General features: G+C 45.6%; 17 protein-coding genes. 10 read left to right on the forward strand and 7 right to left on the reverse strand.

Annotated elements, in window-relative coordinates; genetic code table 11:
- Positions 1-24: 24 nt before the first annotated feature.
- The 4 genes from QMG91_RS21575 to pcp are packed head-to-tail and all read left to right on the forward strand — an operon-like array spanning position 25 to position 3,015.
- Positions 25-396: a hypothetical protein gene (locus QMG91_RS21575; protein WP_281832094.1), complete on the forward strand. Its 372-nt coding sequence runs from the start codon at positions 25-27 to the stop codon at positions 394-396.
- Positions 397-401: 5 nt separating this feature from the next.
- Positions 402-1,040 carry an OmpA family protein gene (locus QMG91_RS21580; RefSeq protein ID WP_281832096.1) on the forward strand — a complete coding sequence of 213 codons (639 nt, stop codon included), beginning with the start codon at positions 402-404 and terminating at the stop codon, positions 1,038-1,040.
- Positions 1,041-1,099: 59 nt separating this feature from the next.
- Positions 1,100-2,368, forward strand: a complete 1,269-nt coding sequence (locus tag QMG91_RS21585) for a pilus assembly protein (protein ID WP_281832097.1) — start codon at positions 1,100-1,102, stop codon at positions 2,366-2,368.
- A gap of 8 nt (positions 2,369-2,376) precedes the next feature.
- Complete coding sequence (gene pcp, locus QMG91_RS21590) at positions 2,377-3,015, forward strand: pyroglutamyl-peptidase I (RefSeq protein WP_281832100.1); 639 nt, start codon at positions 2,377-2,379, stop codon at positions 3,013-3,015.
- A gap of 101 nt (positions 3,016-3,116) precedes the next feature.
- On the opposite strand, the gene QMG91_RS21595 is transcribed toward pcp, so the two are convergent.
- From QMG91_RS21595 to QMG91_RS21605, 3 genes are all read right to left on the reverse strand, one after another.
- Positions 3,117-6,308 carry a condensation domain-containing protein gene (locus tag QMG91_RS21595; protein WP_281832101.1) on the reverse strand — a complete coding sequence of 1,064 codons (3,192 nt, stop codon included), beginning with the start codon at positions 6,306-6,308 and terminating at the stop codon, positions 3,117-3,119.
- Positions 6,305-7,141: a Cof-type HAD-IIB family hydrolase gene (locus QMG91_RS21600; protein ID WP_022589283.1), complete on the reverse strand. Its 837-nt coding sequence runs from the start codon at positions 7,139-7,141 to the stop codon at positions 6,305-6,307. The genes QMG91_RS21595 and QMG91_RS21600 overlap by 4 nt, the downstream gene beginning before the upstream one ends.
- Before the next feature lie 888 nt (positions 7,142-8,029).
- Positions 8,030-9,316, reverse strand: a complete 1,287-nt coding sequence (locus QMG91_RS21605; protein WP_022613846.1) for a dicarboxylate/amino acid:cation symporter — start codon at positions 9,314-9,316, stop codon at positions 8,030-8,032.
- Positions 9,317-9,838: 522 nt separating this feature from the next.
- Here QMG91_RS21605 and QMG91_RS21610 point away from each other — a divergent pair.
- Positions 9,839-10,156: a DOPA 4,5-dioxygenase family protein gene (locus QMG91_RS21610; protein WP_281832106.1), complete on the forward strand. Its 318-nt coding sequence runs from the start codon at positions 9,839-9,841 to the stop codon at positions 10,154-10,156.
- 71 nt (positions 10,157-10,227) lie between these two features.
- Here QMG91_RS21610 and QMG91_RS21615 read toward each other — a convergent pair whose 3' ends face one another.
- A complete protein-coding gene (locus QMG91_RS21615) occupies positions 10,228-11,712 on the reverse strand; it encodes a sulfatase family protein (protein ID WP_281832109.1) in 1,485 nt (494 codons plus the stop codon).
- Positions 11,709-13,187, reverse strand: coding sequence for a sulfatase family protein (locus QMG91_RS21620; RefSeq protein WP_281832110.1), 1,479 nt, complete (start codon positions 13,185-13,187; stop codon positions 11,709-11,711). Before QMG91_RS21620 ends, QMG91_RS21615 begins: the two co-directional genes overlap by 4 nt.
- A gap of 153 nt (positions 13,188-13,340) precedes the next feature.
- Here QMG91_RS21620 and QMG91_RS21625 point away from each other — a divergent pair, with 153 nt between their 5' ends.
- From QMG91_RS21625 to QMG91_RS21640, 4 genes are all read left to right on the forward strand, one after another.
- The gene (locus tag QMG91_RS21625; protein WP_281832112.1) at positions 13,341-14,582 is read left to right on the forward strand and encodes an anaerobic sulfatase maturase; all 1,242 of its coding nucleotides are present in this window, start codon (positions 13,341-13,343) and stop codon (positions 14,580-14,582) included.
- Between the two features lie 190 nt (positions 14,583-14,772).
- Complete coding sequence (locus QMG91_RS21630) at positions 14,773-16,515, forward strand: DUF2264 domain-containing protein (RefSeq protein WP_281832115.1); 1,743 nt, start codon at positions 14,773-14,775, stop codon at positions 16,513-16,515.
- A gap of 64 nt (positions 16,516-16,579) precedes the next feature.
- A complete protein-coding gene (locus QMG91_RS21635) occupies positions 16,580-18,493 on the forward strand; it encodes an ABC transporter substrate-binding protein (RefSeq protein ID WP_281832118.1) in 1,914 nt (637 codons plus the stop codon).
- A gap of 438 nt (positions 18,494-18,931) precedes the next feature.
- Complete coding sequence (locus QMG91_RS21640) at positions 18,932-19,972, forward strand: GGDEF domain-containing protein (RefSeq protein WP_281832120.1); 1,041 nt, start codon at positions 18,932-18,934, stop codon at positions 19,970-19,972.
- Here QMG91_RS21640 and QMG91_RS21645 read toward each other — a convergent pair.
- Positions 19,960-20,481: a hypothetical protein gene (locus QMG91_RS21645; protein ID WP_022598644.1), complete on the reverse strand. Its 522-nt coding sequence runs from the start codon at positions 20,479-20,481 to the stop codon at positions 19,960-19,962. The two genes, QMG91_RS21640 and QMG91_RS21645, sit on opposite strands and share 13 nt — an antisense overlap.
- 187 nt (positions 20,482-20,668) lie before the next feature.
- Positions 20,669-22,300, reverse strand: coding sequence for an ATP-binding cassette domain-containing protein (locus QMG91_RS21650; RefSeq protein WP_281832122.1), 1,632 nt, complete (start codon positions 22,298-22,300; stop codon positions 20,669-20,671).
- Between the two features lie 318 nt (positions 22,301-22,618).
- Between QMG91_RS21650 and QMG91_RS21655 the strand changes: the two genes are divergently transcribed.
- Positions 22,619-22,945, forward strand: coding sequence for a nuclear transport factor 2 family protein (locus QMG91_RS21655; protein ID WP_004398161.1), 327 nt, complete (start codon positions 22,619-22,621; stop codon positions 22,943-22,945).
- Positions 22,946-23,059: the final 114 nt, after the last annotated feature.

Genomic DNA, 23,059 nt, shown 5'->3' on the forward strand with positions numbered 1-23,059 from the left:
TTATTCATACGGAAATATAGCGAAATGAAAGCCAATTTTCTTTCACTTGGACTGGCAGCAGTTCTGTTCTCTGGGCACGCGACTTCGTCAGATACCTTTATTTTTATTGATGGTCACAATGAAAAGCAGAGAGTCTGGGTGGAAAAGCTAAATACGCTCTTTCTTCAGGAAGATTTGAATTCTGAAGACATTACTATTGTGGATATATCCGAAAGTCAGCAGCGCTTTACCGGTGAGTTTGCCTACGTTCATGACCGAGATGGCGTTTACATGGCAACGTATCTTCCACGTCGTATTCCAGAAGTTGTGGAAACACAGGTTCAACTTTATACCCACTCAAAATTAGAAGATTTCGCGGCAAAATTGCTGAGAAAAATTGCCAGCAATAAGGAGTAATTAAAATGAAACTAAGCCTTAAACCTCTCGCCGCATTGTTGGCTCTGAGTGCCTCTTGCAACGTTTTGGCCAAAACCGCCGATTCTCATGCCTTGAATTTCTACTGTGGTGGTGAGCACATTGAGTATGAAAAGAAAATAGAAGTGGGGCAGGGAACGAGAGTCGCTTTGAATCAAGGTCCATTTTATCAAATAGAACAATCACAAAAAGAACCCGCGACCGAGGCGTTTATAAGCCAGCAGATCGTTTCTTCCGGTATCGATAAAGAGTGTAGCGAATATCTGCTTACTAACAGTACGTTGCAGTTTGTAAATGATTCACAAGTTGTGGCACGTGTGTTTTTTGGTTTTGACCAAGCCAAGCTGACTCATAAGTCTCGTTATATTCTCGATTCTATTGCCAAACAGATCAGCGCAAGCAATGGTGCTCTTGTGGTTGAAGGGCACACAGACAGTACAGGTTCGGAAAAATACAACATGACGCTCGGGTTGAAGCGCTCAGAAGCCGTAGCCAGATATTTGGAAGAGAAAGGGGTAGATAAATCCCTGCTCAATGCGACATCAAAAGGCGAAACTATGCCCGTTCAGACTAACCATACGGACGGTGGAAAAGCGCTTAATCGCCGGGTCGAAATCAAGCAATAACTTATTCAGGGCGTTATCTAACGCCCGATTTCCTGTCTTTAGTCTTCTAGGGTATCCGAATGCAATTCGCTTTGAGAAAACAACACGGTCATGCTGCTATTTTGTTTGCGATAACGATCCCGGCGCTGTTCGGGATATTCGTTCTTGCAACCGACGGAGCGTTTGCTATTCAATCCAAAGCACGAATTGACGATGCCACGGAAGTCGCTGCTTTGGCTTTAACAGCGCGTGACGCACCAAATAAAGATTCCGGAGGCAATGGAAGTGGAAGCACAGCAAATCAAAAAATCGCCAAAGATTACATTTCGGCTTATATGGGCAACCGCAGTGACATCAAAAATCTTAAAATCTACCGGAAAGACTGCGAACAGATTCCAGAATGCAAAGCTGGTCTTAAGCAAGGTGGACAGCGTTACATTCAATTTAGCGTAAGCGCCGATTACGATCATTCTACGTTTTTCACGAGTAAGCTTTCAGACGGATACAAAGAAGGAAAGATTAAAGTCAGCAGTGCTGCGATTTCGCAGAAATACGAGGGGGATGCGGTAGATATTATTTATGCCGCTGACTTCTCTGGTTCCATGAAACAAACCTGGAGTGGTGGAAACAGAAAAGTTAATGATCTCAAAGACATTATTCAGGAAGTGAACGCTAAACTGGAGGATGTAAACAAGAAGAGCAAAGGCGCTCAGAAAAACACGGTCGGGATTGTGGCATTCACCAGCCATACTCGCTCTAAAATTCATGGAAAGAACAGAAATTGCACTATGACCCAGTTAGTGCGCAGCAAACGAAAGATCGATTATGATGCGTCGGTCCATCAGGTCATGATTGAGAAAGGACAGAGCTTTTGTCATTCCAGCTCTTGGAATAAGCGAGAAGTCGAACTCACCGACAAATTTTCCAGTTTCAAACAACAGTTGAATGGCTATCAGGCTGGAGGATGGACAGCATCTTATGAAGGTATTATTCGAGCCGCGCAATTGCTCAAAAGTGGTGAGAATGCTCGCCGACTGATTATTGTTTTGTCAGACGGTGAAGATTCGTTAAGCCGCAGTAACAAGGTGTACTACAAAAATTACCACGCAGCCCTAGTTCGTCGAGGTTATTGCAAAAAAATCCGTGAAGCACTTTCAGTAGGAACGACAAAAGATGGTAAACCTATTAAAGCGAAAATTGCGGCAATAGGCTTTGATTATGATGCAAAGAAAAACAAAGCTCTGAAAGACTGTGTTGGTGAAGAAAATCTGTTTAAAGCAGAGAATAAAGCGGAAATAAAGAGTAAAATCCTCGACTTGATTTCGGAAGAAATTGGTCATTTAAAATAAGGATTGTTATGAAAACCGTTTTGATTACAGGCTTTGAACCATTTGGGGGAGCGGACGTAAATCCTGCGTTGGAAGCCGTAACGCTACTTGAAGGTAAGCTGCTTGAAGGCGGAAGGATTGTGACTTGTTCTGTGCCAGTAGTAAGAGGTAAGTCAGTCAACACGGTGATTGAAGCAATAGAACAGCACAAGCCAGACATTGTTATAACCGTCGGTCAGGCTGCTGGTCGGTGCACAATAACGCCGGAAAGAGTGGCGATCAATTTGGATGATTATCGAATTCCCGATAATGAAGGTAATCAGCCCATTGACGAGCCAGTTGTTGAAAACGCTGATGCAGCTTATTTTTCTACCTTGCCTATTAAGGCTATCTGCCGTGCTTTGAATAATCAGGATGTACCTGCCAGTGTGTCTAACACTGCGGGAACTTACGTATGCAACCACCTATTTTATGGCATTCAGCACTATCTCCGGGATTCCGTTATTCGTCATGGTTTTGTTCATATCCCTCTGCTGCCAGAGCAGGCTGAAGAACTCAATATGCCCGGGATGGCGCTGGATACCATTGTAAAAGGGCTAGAACTATTCGCTCAGACATGTATCGACTTTGAGGAAGACATCGTCGAAACAGAAGGTGCGATTTGCTGACTTTGCGATTTGCCTTCTATCTCAAACAAAAAACAAAAGCCAACTGAAACTTCAGTTGGCTTTTGAGTTAATGCACTCTGCCCATGGAGTGCATTCAGGCTCTATTGAAACATTCGGGTGTCGCTGCCCGTTGATCCAACATTCAGCGAATCGGTCTCACACAGAGTCAGCATTGATGAGAGAAACTCATTCGCGACCAGATTCGCCACTTCTTCACTGATCTCAGTGCCGTCAAAGAAGAGGGTGTAGCTCATTGCGTGACCCGGAGTCACACACAATACGAGCTGGTGGTTTGTTCCACTGACTGTCCCCAATTTCTCTAAAGACAGCATTTTTGAAGTCGGATGATTTTCCTGATCAGGGTAATTGTCGAACACAAACAAAGTGCCGAATGGCGCGACAGGTTTCCAGTCTTCGTCGTATTCGTTCAGGTCAAAGAATCCGTATTCAAGGCGGTTAGCGCTGTTCTCCACCAAGTTAGAGAGCGCGAAGGCAATGTTGCCAGACACATTCACTCTGACAGGTGGCGTGGCGAGGAAAAGACCGACCATATGAGTTATTGCGTGGATGCTGGATGGGCGCTTAGCCAGTGTTGTACCAAAGACCACATCCTGCTTGCCCGTCACTTTACTTAGGGTATGAGCCCAGCAAAGCTGACAGAACTGATTGGTCGTCACGTTATAAGCTCTTGCTCGTGCAGCTATCTGACCGGTTTCGATGTCTGTCAGTTGCATGTTCACATTTTGGATACGCGTTGGCACCTCATTAAATGTGGTGTTGGAGCGAGGTAGGCGGAAGTTTTTAGGTGCATTACGCAGATAGTTACGCCAAAACGATTTTGCCTTACTGTCGTTCTGGTAATCCGATATGTAATGAGAGAAAGGTTCAAAACTCATCGGATAAATGCTGGGCGACAGACCTTGCACCAGAGCATCATAATCACGCATGATTTCAGACAAAAATGTCTGCATAGACCAGCGATCAAACAGCACATGGTGAAAGGTGAAAATCATGGTGTGTCGGTGTCCGCCCAAATCACCCAGCCAGAGCCTCATAAGTGGTGAAGACAACTCATTTATCTCTTTTCTTCTCTCGGATATCAGCCTCTCCTCCAACTCTTCCTGCTGAGATTCGGCGGATAAATGTGACCAGTCTTCGTGAACGATGCGCATTTTACTGACTTCAGGAACGATGACGATTGGGCTGCCTCGATCAAATGCATCGCAAAACACGGCTCGGAGAATGTCGTGTCTCGCAAGTGCAATATCCCATGCTTTCTCGAAGGCATTTAAGTTCAGGTCGCCACCGATTTGGTAGTAAACCTGATCGATCTGATAGTCTCGGTTCAGCCTATGAAAATAAAGCAATTCTCGTTGAAAATGAGTGGCTGGGTAAATCGCCGACAAGGTGCCAATCTTGTTTTCGATTGCCTCAATATGCTGTTGAGTCAAATCCAGATTGGTAAGGTCAGACGGTGTTAGCGCTGGAACGGTGCGCTTGTCGGTGCAATGGGAAACAATGGAGCGAACTTCGTCCGCGAAGTTCAGGATCATAGAAGTCAGGTTGATTTTTAAGCTGGTGACTTCCACCTGAATATGCAGTTTCTGATCTTGGATCCAGCAATTGATTTCTATTTCTCGCAATGCTTTGTTTCGTTCATTGACCAGACATTCCTGCTTATTGATAAGCAAAGGCCAGACTTCTGAATCTCCTGACGGGTAATCGTCATGATATTTGAAGCTGATAGGGGCATTAAGGCGGTTTTGAAGCCGCCGCTTCACACCCGAATCAGGGTGGTGGTATGCCAAATGCAGATAGTTTGCGCCGTTGTTTGGCACATTGCGGACAGCTTCTTTTACCCGTTTGATTTGCTGGCTTGCGTGACTTTTCGTCGAAGGCAGATCTAAAGGGTACACACTGGCAAACCAGCCCACCGTGGCATCCACTTTGATGTTACTGGCGAGGTTTTGTCTGCCCTCGCTTTCCATCAGCACTTCAATGTGTTCCCCGCGATCACTCAATAAATTAGATAAGGCGGTAAGAAGCAGCTCATTTGGCCGAGTATTGTAGGGTTTGTTTGCCTGATCTAACAGCTGCGCTGTCACGCGCTCATCGATGGTGATGGTCTCGACGCGGGCTGGAAAGCTTGACCGACATTTCGGGCTGAAGCTGTCACTTTTTAGCCAGTAACTGGTTTCGTTTTTACAGATTTTTTCTAGCTGAGCATTCAGGGTTTGTGCGTATATCTGAACGCCAGAATATTGCGGCAGTCTGGTTTCACAGTCGCCTTCATACAAGGATTGTAAATCTCGTGCGATGACTTTCCAGGACGTGGCATCGACAATCAGGTGGTGGGCGCACATATAAAGAAGCGCGCGGCACTCACTCCTGAAGCGATACAATACCGCTTTGAACATGACTCCTTCGCCAGAGTCAAGCTCAAAGCTTTCATTAAGGTTGGCAAGGTAAATATCACATTCATCCTGATTCGCGAACGATTCTTCGGCAAAAGAAATGAGTCCTTCCGTAGACTCAATAAAAGTCTGCCGACTGGTTTCATGAAAATGGTTAAAACGCGAACGGAATATGTCGTGATGCTCCGTCAGCCTGATAAGCGCCTGTTCAAGGCGAACACAGGAAATGTCCTCCGGCAGAGCGATAGTTGCTGCGTGGTTGTAATGGTTAGGTTGCATGAAATCCTGTTCGAAGAACCATCGCTGAGCCGGCAGCAGATCAATGTCGCCTATGTTTTCGCCTTTCAAAATTTGGGTGTGAGTCTCTTGTTTTATGTGTTGGGACATTTCTGAAAAGACTCGGTATTTCATAATGTCCATGGTGTCGAGTTTCATGCCGATTGACTCCAATTCTACAGATAGTGTGACGGCCGAGATCGAGTCACCGCCTTGTTCAACGAAATCGTCATCAATAGATAGAGAGGCGAGTTGGAGAACAGAACATGCTTTAGAAAGCAGTTGTTTTTCGGAGCTGGTAAGGTCGTCTAGATTGTTCTTTGGCTCGAACTTTGGTTCAGGCAAAGAAACCGGGTTGTAACTGGTGTTTATCACTGCGGATGGTTGTTCTATAGGATATGTCGGTGCGGAGGAATAGCCGCTAAAAGAGGGGTCGGGTTCCAGCCATATAGGTGGTCTGCATTCTTTGTATTCTCTGTACATGGAGGGCGTTTGATATTCGCTAACTTGAACTCTGGGGTAACCAAAGGCAGAGACGTCTGCGTATTCAATGGGCACTTCTAAGCAGAACTCAAAATCGTAGGGTAGTGAAATCGATTTCATGCGTAGCTCCCGTTCAGCGACAAATTGAAGAATTTGATAAGAAATTTGGCAACGCCATCGTTTGCGTTGCTGTGCGTAAACAAAGGGTTGGGGAGGCGACGAGGCAGTTCAGGCATGGCGTTTTGCATAACCACACCCATCGCTGCTGTTTTTAATATGTGTTCATCGTTCATTCCATCCCCAAACGCGATGGTTTCTTTATTTAAATCAATGCCTTTTAAAGACAAGTGCCTTTCTGCAGCTGTGGCTTTTGTCACATACTTAGGGCTGATTTCGATTGTGTTGTCCGACGCCATGGCAACTTCACATTCATTTTCAAACAGAGTCTTTAAATGGCTTTCAATCTTGTGAATGTCGTTGGCAGACCAGACGAGGAGCTTATTGGCTCGCAAAGTGAGCAGGTGATTGTACTGATGAAGAAAATACGGAAAGCGAGATTTAGAAGAGTAAGAGCTGACCATGTCATTCACTTCACTGACATGCCAGCCATTGACATCAAACACGCTGACATGGGTACTGGGACCCGCCAAAAATCGCATTAACTGTCGGTATGTATAGGGTGGAAAGGTGATATTTTGAGCGTAAATGAGCTCATTAGCCTGAGTTTCTAGCGCGCCATTGCACCCAATTATCGTGGGTGCAAAATCAAGTGGTTTCACAAGATTGACCACATCTCTGGGATGTCGTCCTGTCGCTAAAACTATCTCTATTCCACTGACGTAAAGCCTGGTCAGAATACAGCTGGTGTATTCTGTGATATTCCCCTCGGGATCGAGCAAAGTGCCATCCAGATCTGTAACTATTGCTTTAATAGTATTTCCGTTAACGATCATAATAATAAACCTGTAGATATAGTTATCTCTCACTGACATGTCCCCACGCAGCAGTGGTGGTCTTTGACCTTATAGTTTTGTTTTTTAATTTAAGGCTAAATTAATATTTGGCTTGTTATTTAACTCGTGAACTTAAAATCTAATTTAGTGAGCTTTTTATTAAATAATTATAATGTATTGATTTAATGGGTTTTTTTATGCACTCAATTTCTTACCAATTAAACGTTGCCCGCATAGTAAGCATATTTTTTGGTGAAAAAAATCCCTAAATGGCGCTGAGTATTATTTGGCTCAATATTGGGAAAAGTGATCATTGAATTCTAATTTTTGATTATTTGACCCTCTTATCAGTAAGGAGATTTTATTTGCAGCTTTACAGTATTGATATGATGGTGGTCTGATTAAGAAATAAAATGTAAATGAGAAACTTGTTTTTTATTTCCTAATTAGCTCGTTTTTTTAGATTTTTAATTCCTACTGATATAAGCTCAACTCTTTTATTATTTGTATCAAAATATTTCATTGATTTGTTAAGCTGTTGAATTTGTTAATTATTATTTGTGATGAGTTTTTATTTCATCCATTGAATTTAATTATCTCAAATTCAAGATTTGAAATGCCATTTTATTAGCGTGTGGATAAGCGAAAATTTATGACTTAATTTTCATATTATCTCTTTAATAAAGAAATTCATTGTGAAGAATTGGTTTATGGAATCCGGTCTCAAGCCAGATTATGCAACGTTTAGGAATTCATTTGCGGAATGGAATAGAGGTCTAAAAGCGCTTTGAGTCGATAATGAAATAAGTTGTCACTAGGTTGTCACAGAGTTTGACAACAAAAAAGAGCGCCTAAATGGCGCTCTTGATGGATTCGAAAGAGAAAACGTTAAGCTTGAGAAGTTTCGGTAGAAATCGACTCTTTCCCTGTTTTGTTGAAAACGTCTTCGTCCAGCTCGCCTTCGCTCTTTGCAACTAGTGCAGAAACCATCAGGTCGCCACATACGTTTACACTGGTTCGTGCCATATCGAGAATACGATCGATACCAGCAACGATGGCTAAACCTTCCAATGGCAGACCAACCGTAGTCAGAACCAGAGAAAGCATAATCAGACCCGCACCCGGAACACCCGCTGTACCAATTGAAGCAAGCGTTGAAGTCAGGATGATCACCATGTAGTCGGATGCTTCCAGAGTAACGCCAAATGCCTGGGCAATGAACAGTGCGCAAACGCCCTGATAAAGTGCTGTGCCATCCATGTTAATGGTCGCACCCAGAGGCAGAACAAAGCTGGAAACGCTTTTAGACACGCCATGCTCTTCCTGAGAAGCTTTGATGGTCGCTGGAAGCGTGCCAGAGCTACTGGTTGTTGTGAAGGCAACAGTGGCAGGATTGACGATGCCTTTGAGGTATTGCACTGGGTTTAGCTTACCTACAACCGAAATCAGACCGCTGTAGAAAACAAGAACGTGAATCACACAGCCGATATAAACTGCCAGAATCACTTTGCCTAAAGGCAGAAGTACTTCCAAACCGTATTTACCCGCTACCCACGCCATCAAACCGAAGATACCGTAAGGAGCCAGTTTCATCACCAGTGAAGTCAGCTTGTACATGCCTTCCGCCAGGCTTTCGAATACCTTGATAGCAGGCTCGCCTTTTTCTCCGATCAGAGAAAGTGACACACCCAAACCAATTGCAAAAGCAATGATCTGAAGAATGTTGCCTGACGCAAGCGCATCAACAGGGTTCTTAGGAATGATGTTCAACAGTGTTGTCACCAGAGAAGGCGACTCTTTGGCGGCGGTTGCGGCTTCTGCCGTTGCGATGTTGATGCCAGCACCGGGAGTAAGAAGGGTTGCCAGCGCTAAACCGATAGAGATTGCGATAGCAGTCGTAGAAAGATAGAGAATGACAGCTTTGCCGCCGATTCTGCCCATTTTGCGTGTATCTTTCATTGAAGTGATACCCACAATCAGGGAGCAGAATACCAATGGTACGATCAACATTTTGATCAGGTTAATAAACAGCGTACCTATGGGTTTCAGTACTTCAGCACTAGGTCCGAAAATGGCACCTACTGCTACCCCAGCCACCATACCAATAACGATCTGTTTCCAAAGGCTCATGCCTGCTGTCTTAGCATCAGGCTTCGCCGTAATATTGTTAGACATTTTTTATCCTTGTCCTAAATTGTTCTTTAATTTTTATGTGTTTCGCTGAGTCATCCCCATAACTCAACGAACTGCCCGACACGTCATCGAGCCTTGCCCACCAACCAGGTATCATACGTTCATTTTTGATTCTGCCTGATCGTGTGATAAGCAGAATCAATAATGAATCTCTATTCCGAACCTAGTTCGACTACAGGGGAAGTTCGCAAATCTATGAACAGCACCTGATTACAGATTAATCAAGTAACATAGTTATAAAATGCAGTGATATCTGTACCATAATTTATAATTTACGTAATAATAATTTTGGGCGAAATATGCTTTGAATCTAATTATTCATCATCGCCCGCTACATTAGTGTTTAGTAAATTTCAACGCAGATCTCATCAATCGGTCTTAATGTGACCACAACCCTTGGATAAACATGGATATCGTTTGAAATTTTTGAACGTATTAGTCAGGAATAAATACTTCCCTTAAATACTCAGTGACTTAATATTAAGAAAAACAAAGGAGTCAACTATGTTTCATGCGCACGTTTATTTCGCGCTCAACAATGTTCAGGGTGCGAGAGACTTCCACGCTCAGATTCGACGCGAACGCAGCGATGTGACCGCGATTTTCCCGTTGGTAGAGCGCTTGGTAGGACCCCACAAAATGCCGATGTTCGAACTGCATTTTGAAGATAACAGCAAGGGCATCATAGAGTGGCTGGATGAAAACAGAGGAAAGATGCCCGTTTTGATTCACCCCGTGAGCCATGAACATTTACTCGACCACACCGAAAGAGCCATCTGGCTTGGGCAAGAACTGGGGATCTTCGAAGAAACCCTAAGTTAGCTCTATCACCGATTTGATATCCAAAGCCCGTTTAGACGGGCTTTGTCATTTCAATGAAGCCAGTGCTTCACTTAGCGAGATTTCTTTTTACTGACAATGCTTTCTAGCTTGGCTGCCAGTTCGTCGACTTTCTCAGGCATTTCAGTAGCCAGGTTTTTTACCTGACCCACGTCGTCATGCAAGTCAAAAAGCTGCGGCTCTGGTGTGTTGCCTTTCTCATTACCTGTGTACTGACAGATAAAGTCGTCGTCGTGAGGAGGAATGTAGGCGTACTGCTGGTCTCGGTAGACCTTTTTGTACTGCATGCCTTCCAGCACCATATCATCGCGCCCAACTGGATCCTGACCCGTGAGAGCACCAAATAGGTTCTGGCTGTCTGGGGCTTCCTGTTCTTTCAATGGCTGCCCGGTCATGGCAGCGAACGTCGCGTAGAGATCCACCTGATTTATGAGTGCATTAGAATCGCCACGCTGAATGCCTTCTGGCCAACGGACAATAAACGGAACCCGAGTTCCGCCTTCAAACAGGCTGTATTTTCCTCCACGCAATGGTCCTGCCATTTTGTGGTCTCCATTGAGAGCAACCGCTTCGTCTTTGTAGCCATCGTTAAGTACAGGACCGTTGTCACTAGAGAAGATAACAATGGTGTCATCCTGCAGATTCAGTGCGTCAAGCTTGTCCAGAATCTGCCCTATGCACCAGTCCATCTCGACAATGACATCCCCCCTGACACCGTGCGGCGTGGAGCCTCTGAATTTGGGGTTCGGGATTCTGGGTACATGAGGTTGGTGCAATGCATAGAAAAGGAAGAAAGGTTCGTTCTGGTTTTTCTCAATGAAGTCGATGGCTCTGTTGGCAAACACTTCCCCCATGGTTTCATCATTCCAGACGGCAGACGCGCCACCACGCATGTGCCCGATACGGCTGACGCCATTAATAATGGTGCCGTCATGACCATGGTCGTACATCACATCCAGCAGTTCAGGGTTATGACGACCAGTAGGTACGTCATCAAAAGCCTGATCCCATTCATACGTCACTTCAATCGGGTCGCTTGGATCCAGGTTTTCCACTTCTCGGTTGTCGATGTACACGCAGGGCACCCGGTCGTTGGTCGCTGCCATGATGTAGGACTCATCGAACCCGACATCGTTTGGTGTGCCATCTATGGTGTCATTGAAATTAAGGTCGCCATTGCCCAAACCTAGATGCCATTTACCCACGATACCGGTCTGGTAACCCGCTTTCTGAAACATGCGCGGCATGGTGTCATCCAGCTTACCGATGATCTGAGGGGCATCGCCCGGTAACACGGCGGCATCTGGGTTTCGCCAAGGGTACGAGCCAGTCAGCAGGCTGTATCTTGAAGGTGTACAGGTTGCAGCGGTTGCGTAGCCCTGATGAAACTTGAGTCCGTCTTCGGCGAGCTTATCTAAGTTCGGTGTCGGAATGTCGTTGGCACCGTAACAGCCTACATCACCAAAACCCAGATCATCAGCGTACATGATGATGACATTAGGGTGGCTTTGCTTTTTCTTTTGGTTTTCTTCGGTCATTGTTTTTCCTGTTTGCATTCGGTGTCGTAAGGAATAAGGTCTGCCAGAATCTCATGCTCTGCCCACGGATCAGAGATACGGCTTAGCTCGCCTGCAAGTTGCAGGAGCAGAGTCTGTTCAACGGCGTGGGTGGGGTTGAAGTCAAGGCTTTGAAGTTGGTAAGGATCGGTCTGGTTATCAAACAGCAGTACAGAATCCAGTTCACGCTGACGGTTTATGGTAAGCACCAGACTGTAGCGTTTCGTTTTGATTCCTCGACTTACCGGAAAATAGCTGACGATTTTTCCCTGATCATCACGTTCCCCATCGAGGTTTTTGATGTACAAAGCGCAGCCGGATTTGTCTTTGTTCGCGATGATTCCGGGGGCGATATTGATGCCTTGAATATGTTGAGGCGTGTTTTCTGATAGTCCCAGTAAGCCCAGAACTGTCGGCATAATATCGGGGCTACTCATAAATCGATGGGAGAGCGCTGGGCGAATCTGAAAAGGCAGTTTCATCAGAAACGGGACGTTGAACGCTTCGTTATAAATGGCGTTTTTCGCATCGTCCAACCCGTGAGCACAAAGGGTTTCACCATGGTCTGAGGTAAACACCACCAGAGTATTTTCCCATTCTCCCGCCTCTTTTAAGGCTCTCAGGATTCGACCAAACTCTCTGTCGACGCCTGTCACGTTGGCAAAGTAATAAGGCGCTGAAGCTACTTTGTCGCAGTTTAGATCTGCGTTTTCACGCACCAGTAACTGTTCGAGAGGCTTGTCCTGATACAAAGCCAGGTCGTCCTCCATGCAATCATCCAAAGACTGATATGGGCTGTGCGGTGGATTCATGGAAACAAAAAGCGCAAATGGCTGGTTGGGATCGCGTTGGTTATCTGAATTATTCAGGTAAGCAATGGCTTTATCGGCTTCGTGCTTGGCTGACCACTCTTTTGGCTCAGTACGCTTACCATCGTTGTCGTAGTAATGGGGATTTTTATGCTGGTCGAACGTGCCGTAGCCGTACCAGTAATCGATGCCATGCCGGCGAGTGGGCTCGGTGTAAGAATCCCATGCAGGTGTATTGGGGTCGACAAAACAACTCGGGTTTTCAGGATCATTAGCGGTAGGAAAATCCAGATGCCACTTGCCAATATAGCCGACGCTGTAACCCGACTGAGCAAGCACATCCGTCAGGCAGGTGGCGCTTTGAGGGAGATCGGAGTTCAGACGATCAGAATTACAGTTCAGTGGAACGCCGCTTTTGTTTGGGTACATCCCGGTAAACAAGCTTCCGCGATGCGGACTGCACAAAGGGCAATTGCTGACCGCATTGGTCAAAACCAGTGCCTCTTTGGAGAACTTGTCCAGATTCGGGGTATGAACCGGATCCGGCTCTCCGGGCAAACAGTCTCGAAAGTCTGGATCATTCCAGAACCCCATCGCCATTTGACGAAACTGATCAGGAAAAACGTAAAGAAGGTTTGGGCGCTGCACATCTACCTCGAATCTGAAATGAATGGCAATATAATAATTTGAAATGCCATTTCAAAAAATTAAACGCGATCACATTTATTGATAATTTGGAAAGGTGTTTTAAAAATATTGTTGTATTGTTTCTTATGTCGAATTGCCGTTAGAAACATACTTATGAATGCGATAAGCCCAGCCCTCGATGCTATCCGGGAAATGAGGATTCCTACCTGTTCCCCAAAAGCAGCAAGACCATTCCACGTACTCAGCAAACCTATTGGTCCACTGTGTAATCTGGATTGTGAGTATTGCTTCTATCTGGATAAAACCGAGTACTACCCAGGACAAAATCGCTTCGACATGTCAGACGAGGCATTGGAAGCGCATGTAAAAAGTTACATTGAAAGCCAGCCTAATGGCTGCCGGGAAGTGGTGTTTGGCTGGCAGGGCGGTGAGCCCACTATGCGCGGAATCTCCTTTTTTGAAAAAGCCGTGATGTTCCAAAGAAAACACGCCCGACAGGGTATGCAAATCAGCAACACAATTCAGACTAATGGTGTGCTTATTGACGACCAGTGGGCTGTTTTTCTGAAGAAGCACCAGTTTTTGGTGGGTATCAGCATAGACGGCGACGAGGAACTTCACGATCACTTTCGTAAAACCCGCAGTGGCAAAGGGTCGTACCAACAAGTCGTTCGAGGGCTACGAATTCTGCTGGCACATGGCGTCGAGACCAACGTTCTAACGGTAGTACAAAGCCACAATGGGCATCACCCAAAGCGGGTTTACGACCATATCACCAGCTTAGGGGCGCAGTTCATTCAGTTTATTCCTGTTGTCGAAGCAGAGAAGGGCAAAGGGGTTTCACACCGTAGTGTCAGCGCCGAGCAGTTTGGTCGCTTTATGATTGGTGTGTTTGAACGCTGGAGAGAGGAAGACATTGGCAGAGTGTTTGTCTCGCACTTTGACAATGCGTTGGGCATGTCGCTAGGGATGCCTTCAACAAACTGCGTTCATTCACCTCAATGCGGAGAAAACCTCGTGGTTGAACACAACGGGGATGTATACAGCTGCGATCACTTTGTCTATCCCGAATTCAAGCTGGGAAACGTGCGACACAATGATTACCCCAATCTGATTGAAACACCAGTTCAGCAGTCATTTTCCCAGCGGAAGCCTGTCGGGTCTGCATTGCATTGTTCCAGTTGTAATCAACGTGACTTATGCCACGGTGCGTGTCCCGCACAGAGAATCAATGATCAGGGTGAGTTAGCAATAGACGCCAAACACAGGCTCTGTGAAGGTTACTATGCGTTCTTTTCCCATATCCGACCTTATTTATCCGCCATGGGGGCGTGCTTAAAACGCGGTTGGAATCCTCAAAATTACAAACACTTCCTGCCTTTGCAGAGAAAATAGGCGACGCTACGTATTGAGTTCTTCATCAGAAAAATGTGACCTCATCCAACGATAATTAATAAAAATGAAACGTAGTTTTGATCTGAATAACACAATTTTGAAAAAGCGTTTTAAAAAATAATTTTGATGAGTTTTAATCTGGATTAAAGATGAGACATCGTCATAAACCACGCTCAAGACAGGAGAGCTGATGAGCATTCGATTAGCGCAATGGCTACCTAACAAAACAAGCTTTGATAGCAAGGATAATACTCTGAATGTGTTACGTTTCCTGCTTGAAAAACAGCCATTCGCTAAAACGCAACCAAGCGTATCGGATCCCTTGTCATATTGTACGGCTCATTATGATTGTGAAGCGACACAAATCGAGTTTGTTGCAAGGCTTATGTGGGGTGCGGTGCCTGCTCATCAGCAGTTAAAAAACGAGAACCACAAGCTGGCAGAGTGGCTAAAACAAGGTGTAAACGGTACTAGCGGTGTGCCATGGAAACAGCCGAAAAACTACGATCAGATGATCGTTGAAATGAGCGCTTTTGCCGTAGCGATGGTTGATGCCAGTGAAATTTACTGGGAGCCGCTAACTGATAAAGAAAAACAAAATTTTGCAGACTGGATGAAGCCAGTTCAAGAACTGGAGATTCCACCAAACAACTGGCGTTGGTTTCGTGTATTGATAGTGACGGCATTGCAAAAACTGGGTTTCGACATCGACCAGAGCAAACTCGACGACGATCTTGCATTTATTGATGCGCATTACCTAGGTCAGGGCTGGTATCAGGACGGCGCGGCCCCTGTGCTGGATTACTACAACCCTTTCGCATTCCACTTTTACGGGCTGATTTATGCTCGCTGGGTTCAGGATTCTGACCCACAAGCAAGCCAGAAATACGTAAAGCGTGCGGTCGAATTCGCAGAAACTTATCAATACTGGTACGCCACAGAAGGTGCTCAGCTTTGCTATGGTCGGTCGCTAAATTATCGATTTGCTGGTGCTGCTTTCTGGTCAGAACTGGCAAGCCTTGAGCCTGCTGGCATTGATATGTCCTTGCTCAAATCCATGTGGACAAATTCAATGCGCTGGTGGAGTGAACAACCCATCTGGGCGCATGACGGACATTTATTACCGGGCTTTGCTTACCCTAATTTACTGGCGAGCGAGTTTTACACCAGCCCGGTATCTCCTTTTCTGGCTCTCAAAGCGTTCAATTGCCTGAGATTGGACGCGAGCCACCCTTTTTGGCAGGCAAACCTTGAGCCGATTGATTCGACTTTAGTTCCGAAGTTTGTCTGCGATCAACACCTGTTATGGCGGGAAGAGGGTTGCTACCTCATCAGTAATGCACCTGCAAGTGGTGAATTAAGACACTGCCACGACAAATACAGCAAGTTTGCCTACAGCAGTGACCACGGGCTGTGTGTTGAAAGCGAAAAGTGGATTGACCAAGGGTTTGCGGGCGACAACATGCTGGCGTTTCTTCACCCCTTTACCAATACCTGGCATACCAGAACTCGCAATATCGAGAGCTGGCGAGAAGGGGATGCACTGATGTCTGTCTGGCAGCCTTTTGAGGGCTGCACCGTTACCACAGAGCAGTATCTGGATGAAGAGCGAATCGAACACAGAAAGCACGTTATCAAGAGCGACATAGAGCTGAGTTATCTGATGACGGGTCATGCAGTTGACCAGTGGAAACCGTGGTTCAGCCACACAGATGAAACCTACTCCAGAGTGGAATCATCGAAGCTTTACAGCGAAATTCAATTGGTACAGGGGGAAGGCAAGAGCGCCGTTTACCCTTGTGCTCCAAACACCAATTTGTTGTACGCCCATGCCAGCGTTCCCGCTGTATCCGGGAAAGTAAATAAAGGCAGCTCCACCCTCAAAGCACTTGTCTTGGCTGGGCGTACAGCTTTCGTTCCTGAGTCGTGTTGATCAGGAAAATCGTCTTCGGGAAAAGGCGACCATTTTTATAAATAGAAACATCAGGGAGTGACTGATGAAACATAAATTAAATTTACCTCTGTTTGGCAAAGTAGCCGTTGCAGTAACTGCAGCAGTATCGATGTCAGCCTACGCGCAGACGTTCAATGAAGCGCCACAACTGGCTGAGTTAGTGAAGCAAGGCAAACTTCCTGTGGTGGAAGAGCGTCTGCCTTCAGAGCCTTTGGTCGTAACCCCATATGAAAAAGTGGGTCAGTACGGCGGCACTCTGAATCTGGTCGGTAAGGTTGTAGATAATGGTCACCGTATCCGAACGATCGCTTACGATAACCTGTTCAACTTTGATGAGACCTACTCTAAAGTTGTGCCGAACCTGGCAACGGGCTTTACATCAAACGACGCAAACACCGAATACACAATTACCCTGCGTAAGGGCGTGAAATGGTCAGACGGTCATCCTTTCACTGCGGAAGACGTTGCGTTTTACATCAACGATGTATTGGGTGACGAGAAACACGCAGGCAACCGACCTCTGATTTTCCCAACGTTTGATTCTGCGAAAGCGGAAGTTCTGAACCCTCATACGGTCAAAATCGTTCTTAAGAAAGCGAATGGCATGTTCATTCGCCATCTGGCAACGGTAGACAGTGAAAGCTTTACCGCGTATCCAAAACACTACTGTTCAGAGTTTATGCCTTCGTTCAACGACAAAGCAGAAGCCAATGCCAAAACGGCTGGGTTCGATTCATGGCGTCAGTATGCTGGAACCAAATGTAACGCTCATTACTTCATTGAGCACTACAACAACGCAGATCGCCCGGTATTGACTGCTTGGATGGTGAAATCTGCACCGGGGCCAAACGCAAGTTTTGCCGAGTACGTTCGTAACCCTTATTACTGGCAAGTGGATACGGAAGGTAACCAGCTGCCTTATCTGGACAGTGTGCGCTGGCGTTACAGTGAAGACCTGGAAGAAATGGTACTAAGAGCGGCGAATGGTGAAACCGACTACCAGCACCGCCACATTGGTAAACCAACACACCGCCCGCTGCTTATCGACAACGAGAAGAAAAGCGGCTACACCTACAAGTTCCGCCCAAGCACGGTAAGCTCTGAGTTGGTGATTGCGCTTAACCAGACAGTGAACGATCCGGTGAAGCGTGAACTGTTCGCCAATAAAGATTTCCGTGTTGCGCTTTCTCACGCGATTGACCGTGACGAAATCAGTGAAACGGTATTCTCTGGTGCGGTTGGTCCTTATCAGGCGGCTCCACTTGAAATCTCGCCATATTACGACGAAGAAATGGCATACCAGTACACGGATTTCGATCCTAAGAAAGCCAACAAGATGCTGGACGCTCTTGGTCTGACGAATCGTGACAAAGAAGGCTTCCGTCTGATGAAGAATGGACAGCGTCTGCGCATTGAAGCAATTTCTAAGGTCAACGACAAAGGTGTGCTTGCCGATTCACTTGAACTGGTGAAGAACCAGTGGAAAGACATCGGCGTGTTTCTGGATATCCGCATCATGGAAATCAACCACGTAACCAACCTTCGTCTGACGAACGATTACGACATGATTCCAATCTTTGGTGATGGTGGAGCAGGGGTACTGGACGATGCACGTCACTACCTTCCATTCAGCCCTGAATCTACCTGGGGTCTTGGTTACTACAACTGGGCGAAAGGTCGTGACAATGCGGTTGAGCCACCAGCACACGTGAAAAAGCAGATTGAGCTTTGGAACAAGCTAGAGAAGACGTCTTCTCAGGAAGAACAGATGGCACTGATGGGGCAAATCATGGAGATAGCGAAAGAGCACTTCTACGTGATTGGTACTGTTGAGTCACTGCCTGTTGGTGTCGTGGTGAACAACAAACTACGAAACGTACCTGAAAACATGCCACAATCCTGGACATTCCCAACACCTGGACCAATGCGTATGAGTCAGTTGTGGAAGCAGCAGTAAACGATTAAAAAAGCATCAGATAAGCAGAGCCAATTGGCTCTGCTTTTTTGTTCTTCAGAGCTCAAAATTATTGAACTAACGGTCAATAAAAGTTGCAGTATTTGGTGATGTTCATTCCAATGTTTTTGGGAGCATAAATTTACTAGCTGAGATTAAAATTTACTCATTTTATATGCATTTCAATGATTATTAAAAATTAGCCCTATTTGCAGAAATCCCAATATGTAGTGTCTCAAAATATAGATTTGGTGAGTATCTTGTATTTTTACTGTATTTTTTATCAGCTCTCTTTGTTTTCTTTTTGGCTCATTTTTATGTCCGAGGAATGTCATTATCAAACCTGGATCAATTAATTGAGTTCTGATTGGATTTTATCGTTGAGTGAGAATTATTAATGCCCCAAAATGCGACTGGGTGCACAAGTGACTAGGAAAGACAATGGTACATATGGATGCGGGCATCGAGTGGCTGAATCGATCTCAGTCCTTTCGGAGCAACATGTTAAAAGGTGTATCTTTTATTACACTGGTTGCTGGTCTTGTGTACGGTTTTCTCAATTTGTTTGCACTTGAACAGAAAATCCTTGGTATTACCGAACTCTTCTTTTCTATCTACTCAGCTTACCTCTTCTGCTACTCCAGCTCTCTCAATAACAGAAAGTTGCACTCAGCCGCCTATGTGATTTTTCTGTTTACTCTGGTTTACCTTGGAATTTATGTCACCGACACACAAAACACTCTGTTTGTCTGGCTGTTTTTATGCCCTGTAGTCGGATACCTTATACTTGGCAAAAGTACCGGTCTGAAGATTAATGCCTTAATGGTGCCGATAGGCGCGGCATTTTTTTATTGGAAATCGACACAGCCAGAATCCGGGCTTGCGCTGCACTCTTCTATTAATGTTCTGGCGTGTTTAATGGCAATATGGGCAATAGCCCATGTGTACGAACACAATCGAGAGCAGACCGAAGAACAGTTAACCTCCCTTGCGCTGCTTGACCCACTCACCAGAATTGATAACCGCTTAAGCCTCGCATTCAGTTTCGAACAGATGGTGACCATGCACCGAAGGAAAACCGATGTGTTCAGCATGCTGGTGGTTGACCTCGACTTCTTCAAATCGATCAATGACAAGTACGGGCATGACGTAGGCGATGAAGTTCTCAGGCAGGTGGCTAAGCTACTTAAAGATTCAGTGCGCCGTTCAGATTCCGTTTATCGAGTGGGTGGAGAAGAGTTTTGTGTGTTGCTGCCATACACCGAACAGAAAGTTGCTTGCGCTGTAGCAGAACATATCCGAAAAGTGCTGTGTCGCAATACGTTCAGAGTGTCAGAAAACCGAGTGAACGTATCCGCCAGTATCGGGGTGTCCGTGTATGGAGAAGACGGTGCCCAGTTAGAAGACATGTTCAAAGTCGCTGACGATTACCTCTACCACGCGAAAGGGGCAGGGCGTAATCAGGTGGTTTACGGAGTCTGATTCTCCAGCTTATTCTGAACCAGAATGTTCTTAATCCGGGCTTTAATTGAAGGCGCTTCTTTGCGCAGCGCAATTTTGAACAGACGCTTCACGTCTCCCAGATATTCCGGATACTGTTGACTTAGCACAAACAGCGCATTGTACGCCCAGGCACGAAGAAACTTGTTTCTGTCGCCCAGACAGGCACGAACAAAGGTTTCCACTAGCGGTTTGTTGTTTTCGGATATTGGCATGTAAGGGATGGCTTGTAGCAAGTGCAGTTTAGCCTCCCAGTTCTCAATGCCGTTTAGCTTGCCGTAAACCGCATCAATTTCAGAGTCTGTTAACTGCTCCTCAGCTTCAAAGTGATGTTTGAGCAACCAGGTAGCGCCGGAACAATAGGATTCTTCCTCACTTAGCTCAATGATCTGAGCAATGAAGTAGGGTTCAAAATGATGTTCCTGATAAATCAGTGTGATGGCATCGGTGTTCTTTCCATCCCATTGCTCTAGCTCGGTCTTCAATTCCACTTTGATGTTCCTAGATTCAGTATTTACTAAATTGAGCATAAGCCATACACCCAAGTTTTCCATTCAAAATGATCAAGATTTAACGAAATCAGCCATTTTGTTTGAAGCTCAAGTTGCCCCCAGATGAAGTACAAGATTTTATGGGACAGCACCGAAATGCTGCCCAAGTGGTTTCTAGAGCGATGTATTAGATCTGAAAAGTGTATTGAACTCCAGATTCTTCCACAAAAACAGGGTCATGGCTTACAAGAACAAATCCCGACTGATAGTCTGCAAGCATATTCGCGAGTAGCTGTTTACTGGTAATATCAAGATGGTTGTCTGGTTCATCTAACAACAACAAGCAAGGTTGCGCCTGATGGCTGGCGATCAAAACTGACAGCTTCATTTTTTCACCACCGCTCAACTTCTGACAGCAACGAAATACAGAATCACGTCGAAACCCAATGGCTGCAAGCAGGTTGCGAATTTCACCGTCATTGAGATGTTCCAAATGCGCTTTTACTACATCAATCATGGGTAACTCGTTTCCAAGAAGTGAAAAGTGCTGGTCGATATATAAGCATTCTTTTAGGTTGCTTGAACCGAAGGAAAACGACAGTTCACCGGACAAGCACTTGAGCAGCGTCGATTTCCCTTTGCCATTCTCACCTGATATGTGCCACTTATCCCCACTGTGTACGGACCAGGTGATCGGGGCATCAGAACCAAATGGCAGAATACAGTTTTCCAGAAACACCAACTGTCTCTGCTTTTGTGAGTGATTTTCAAAACTCAGAGACATAGAGTGTTGCTGAGCTTTCAACTGGCTCAGAGATTGATGGGTATCGGTAAGCGTTTGCTTGCGCCTTTCATGCATATTCTGTTTGGCAGATGCCGATTTCTCTGCACTTTGCTTGGCACCATCCAGAATCAACTTACTTTGGCTACCAGATTTTCGCAGCCTGTTTCCCTGGGCGGCTCGCTTCTGAGCTTTTTCATGATCCTCCTGAGCTTTTCGAGCGACCTGCTTCTGTTGTTTTTCAATGTGCTCCAGTTTGCGAGTAATTGCTGCTTGTTCGACGGCTTTGGTTTGATGGTAAGCTTCAAAGTTTCCTGAATAGTGGCTTAATCCAAGGTGCGAAAGCTCAAAAATTCCATCGGCGTAACTGAGCAGTTGCCTGTCGTGGCTGACTACCAGTGCGCAGCCTGAAAACTGGCGCAACCGATCAATGAGCCACTGTTTCCCTTTCTGATCGAGGTGGTTGCTCGGTTCGTCCAGAATAAGAACATTAGGATTGGACTCAAATAGTTGCCAAAGCTTAAGGCGGGTCAGCTCGCCACCGCTAAGCGACGTTATCCTTTGATCTAAGTGGCACCTCACGCCCATCGCTTCTAATTCGTCTTCAAGGCGTTCTCTTATATCCCAGTTGTCTCCTACGGTTTCAAAATCGTTAGCATCAATGCTGCCTTGCTCAATTCGTATGATTGCCTCAAGAACAGGCGTTATGCCTAAAAAGTCCGAAATAGATAAGAAGTCCGAAATAGATAGGCCGTCTGAAATAGATAAGTTGTCAGAAGCGAGCTCGCTGGGCTGGTATTCCTCATGTAACTGAACCAAATGGGCTACTTCGCCCGATAATTCAATCTGACCCGACGTGGGTTGTCTGACGGACATCAGTAAATCGCAAAGCAGGCTTTTACCGCAGCCATTGTTACCCACCAGACCATAGAACCCCTGATGCGCGATTAAGTTAAGGTTTTGAAATTGCCACTCTCCGTCTGGGTGCTGATAGGAGAGATTACTGGCACGTATACCGATATTTTTTTGTGTGATCATAAAGACTCCGACATTTCATAGTCAGGGTCTGAGACGCGATCGAATCAAAACAGTCCAGCTGAATGGCTGAAAGAAAAGCAGAAATTTGACGAAGACACGCCCACTAACCCTGTAATCCAAAAATAAAATTCATTTGGTTTTAGGGGGTTAGTTGTTCATTAGGCATGTGCTCCTACAGAAATGTTGGGCTAAGTGTATGCGATATGAAAGACATGACACAACCGAGTCAGCTCACAAAATTGCTCTATTAGTCGTCATAAAGAGTGTGTTTTATGGGTATAGTTAAAATAACTGGTTGAAAATTAAACAGGTGAGAACATGGACGAAAGCATCAAAAATGCGTGCATTGCCTTTTCATGTGGAGATGTGGATGAGCTCATCCCTTTTCTGACTGACAAAACCGAATGGCAAAACGTCGGTAAGGACGTCATTGTCGGAACAGATAATATTCGTTCCATCTGCTATCAAATGGAGCAGGAAGACGTCAGCCTGAAAGTCTCTAAGCAGCTTGAAGCTTCAGAACATCTCGTCGTTCAGGGGCATGGGGAAGCAGAGCAGCCTTTCTTTTTCTGTGACATATTCCAAATCGAAGATGGCAAGATCAGCGCCATCACTTCCTACCTGATAGCTCAGAGTAAAGCTTAGGTAGACAGCTTTGTATCAGAAACGAGTTGGATACTTAGGAACATAACGAAAATGTGAGCTTGAGCAGAAAACACACAGCTGCGTTAGAAAATCAGCCAAATTATTAAAAATGAA

It is taken from the genome of Vibrio nigripulchritudo (assembly GCF_027924785.1).
Taxonomy (GTDB): Bacteria; Pseudomonadota; Gammaproteobacteria; order Enterobacterales; family Vibrionaceae; genus Vibrio; species Vibrio nigripulchritudo.

What these genes read in the sequence shown, in the direction of transcription:
- QMG91_RS21600 (WP_022589283.1), bottom strand. Translation starts at nt 7,141, where the DNA reads ATGATCGTTAACGGAAATACTATTAAAGCAATAGTTACAGATCTGGAT.
- QMG91_RS21635 (WP_281832118.1), top strand. Translation starts at nt 16,580, where the DNA reads ATGAAACATAAATTAAATTTACCTCTGTTTGGCAAAGTAGCCGTTGCA.
- QMG91_RS21575 (WP_281832094.1), top strand. Translation starts at nt 25, where the DNA reads ATGAAAGCCAATTTTCTTTCACTTGGACTGGCAGCAGTTCTGTTCTCT.
- QMG91_RS21595 (WP_281832101.1), bottom strand. Translation starts at nt 6,308, where the DNA reads ATGAAATCGATTTCACTACCCTACGATTTTGAGTTCTGCTTAGAAGTG.
- QMG91_RS21580 (WP_281832096.1), top strand. Translation starts at nt 402, where the DNA reads ATGAAACTAAGCCTTAAACCTCTCGCCGCATTGTTGGCTCTGAGTGCC.
- QMG91_RS21615 (WP_281832109.1), bottom strand. Translation starts at nt 11,712, where the DNA reads ATGACCGAAGAAAACCAAAAGAAAAAGCAAAGCCACCCTAATGTCATC.
- QMG91_RS21655 (WP_004398161.1), top strand. Translation starts at nt 22,619, where the DNA reads ATGGACGAAAGCATCAAAAATGCGTGCATTGCCTTTTCATGTGGAGAT.
- QMG91_RS21605 (WP_022613846.1), bottom strand. Translation starts at nt 9,316, where the DNA reads ATGTCTAACAATATTACGGCGAAGCCTGATGCTAAGACAGCAGGCATG.
- QMG91_RS21650 (WP_281832122.1), bottom strand. Translation starts at nt 22,300, where the DNA reads ATGATCACACAAAAAAATATCGGTATACGTGCCAGTAATCTCTCCTAT.
- QMG91_RS21625 (WP_281832112.1), top strand. Translation starts at nt 13,341, where the DNA reads ATGAATGCGATAAGCCCAGCCCTCGATGCTATCCGGGAAATGAGGATT.
- QMG91_RS21610 (WP_281832106.1), top strand. Translation starts at nt 9,839, where the DNA reads ATGTTTCATGCGCACGTTTATTTCGCGCTCAACAATGTTCAGGGTGCG.
- QMG91_RS21640 (WP_281832120.1), top strand. Translation starts at nt 18,932, where the DNA reads ATGGTACATATGGATGCGGGCATCGAGTGGCTGAATCGATCTCAGTCC.
- pcp (WP_281832100.1), top strand. Translation starts at nt 2,377, where the DNA reads ATGAAAACCGTTTTGATTACAGGCTTTGAACCATTTGGGGGAGCGGAC.
- QMG91_RS21630 (WP_281832115.1), top strand. Translation starts at nt 14,773, where the DNA reads ATGAGCATTCGATTAGCGCAATGGCTACCTAACAAAACAAGCTTTGAT.
- QMG91_RS21585 (WP_281832097.1), top strand. Translation starts at nt 1,100, where the DNA reads ATGCAATTCGCTTTGAGAAAACAACACGGTCATGCTGCTATTTTGTTT.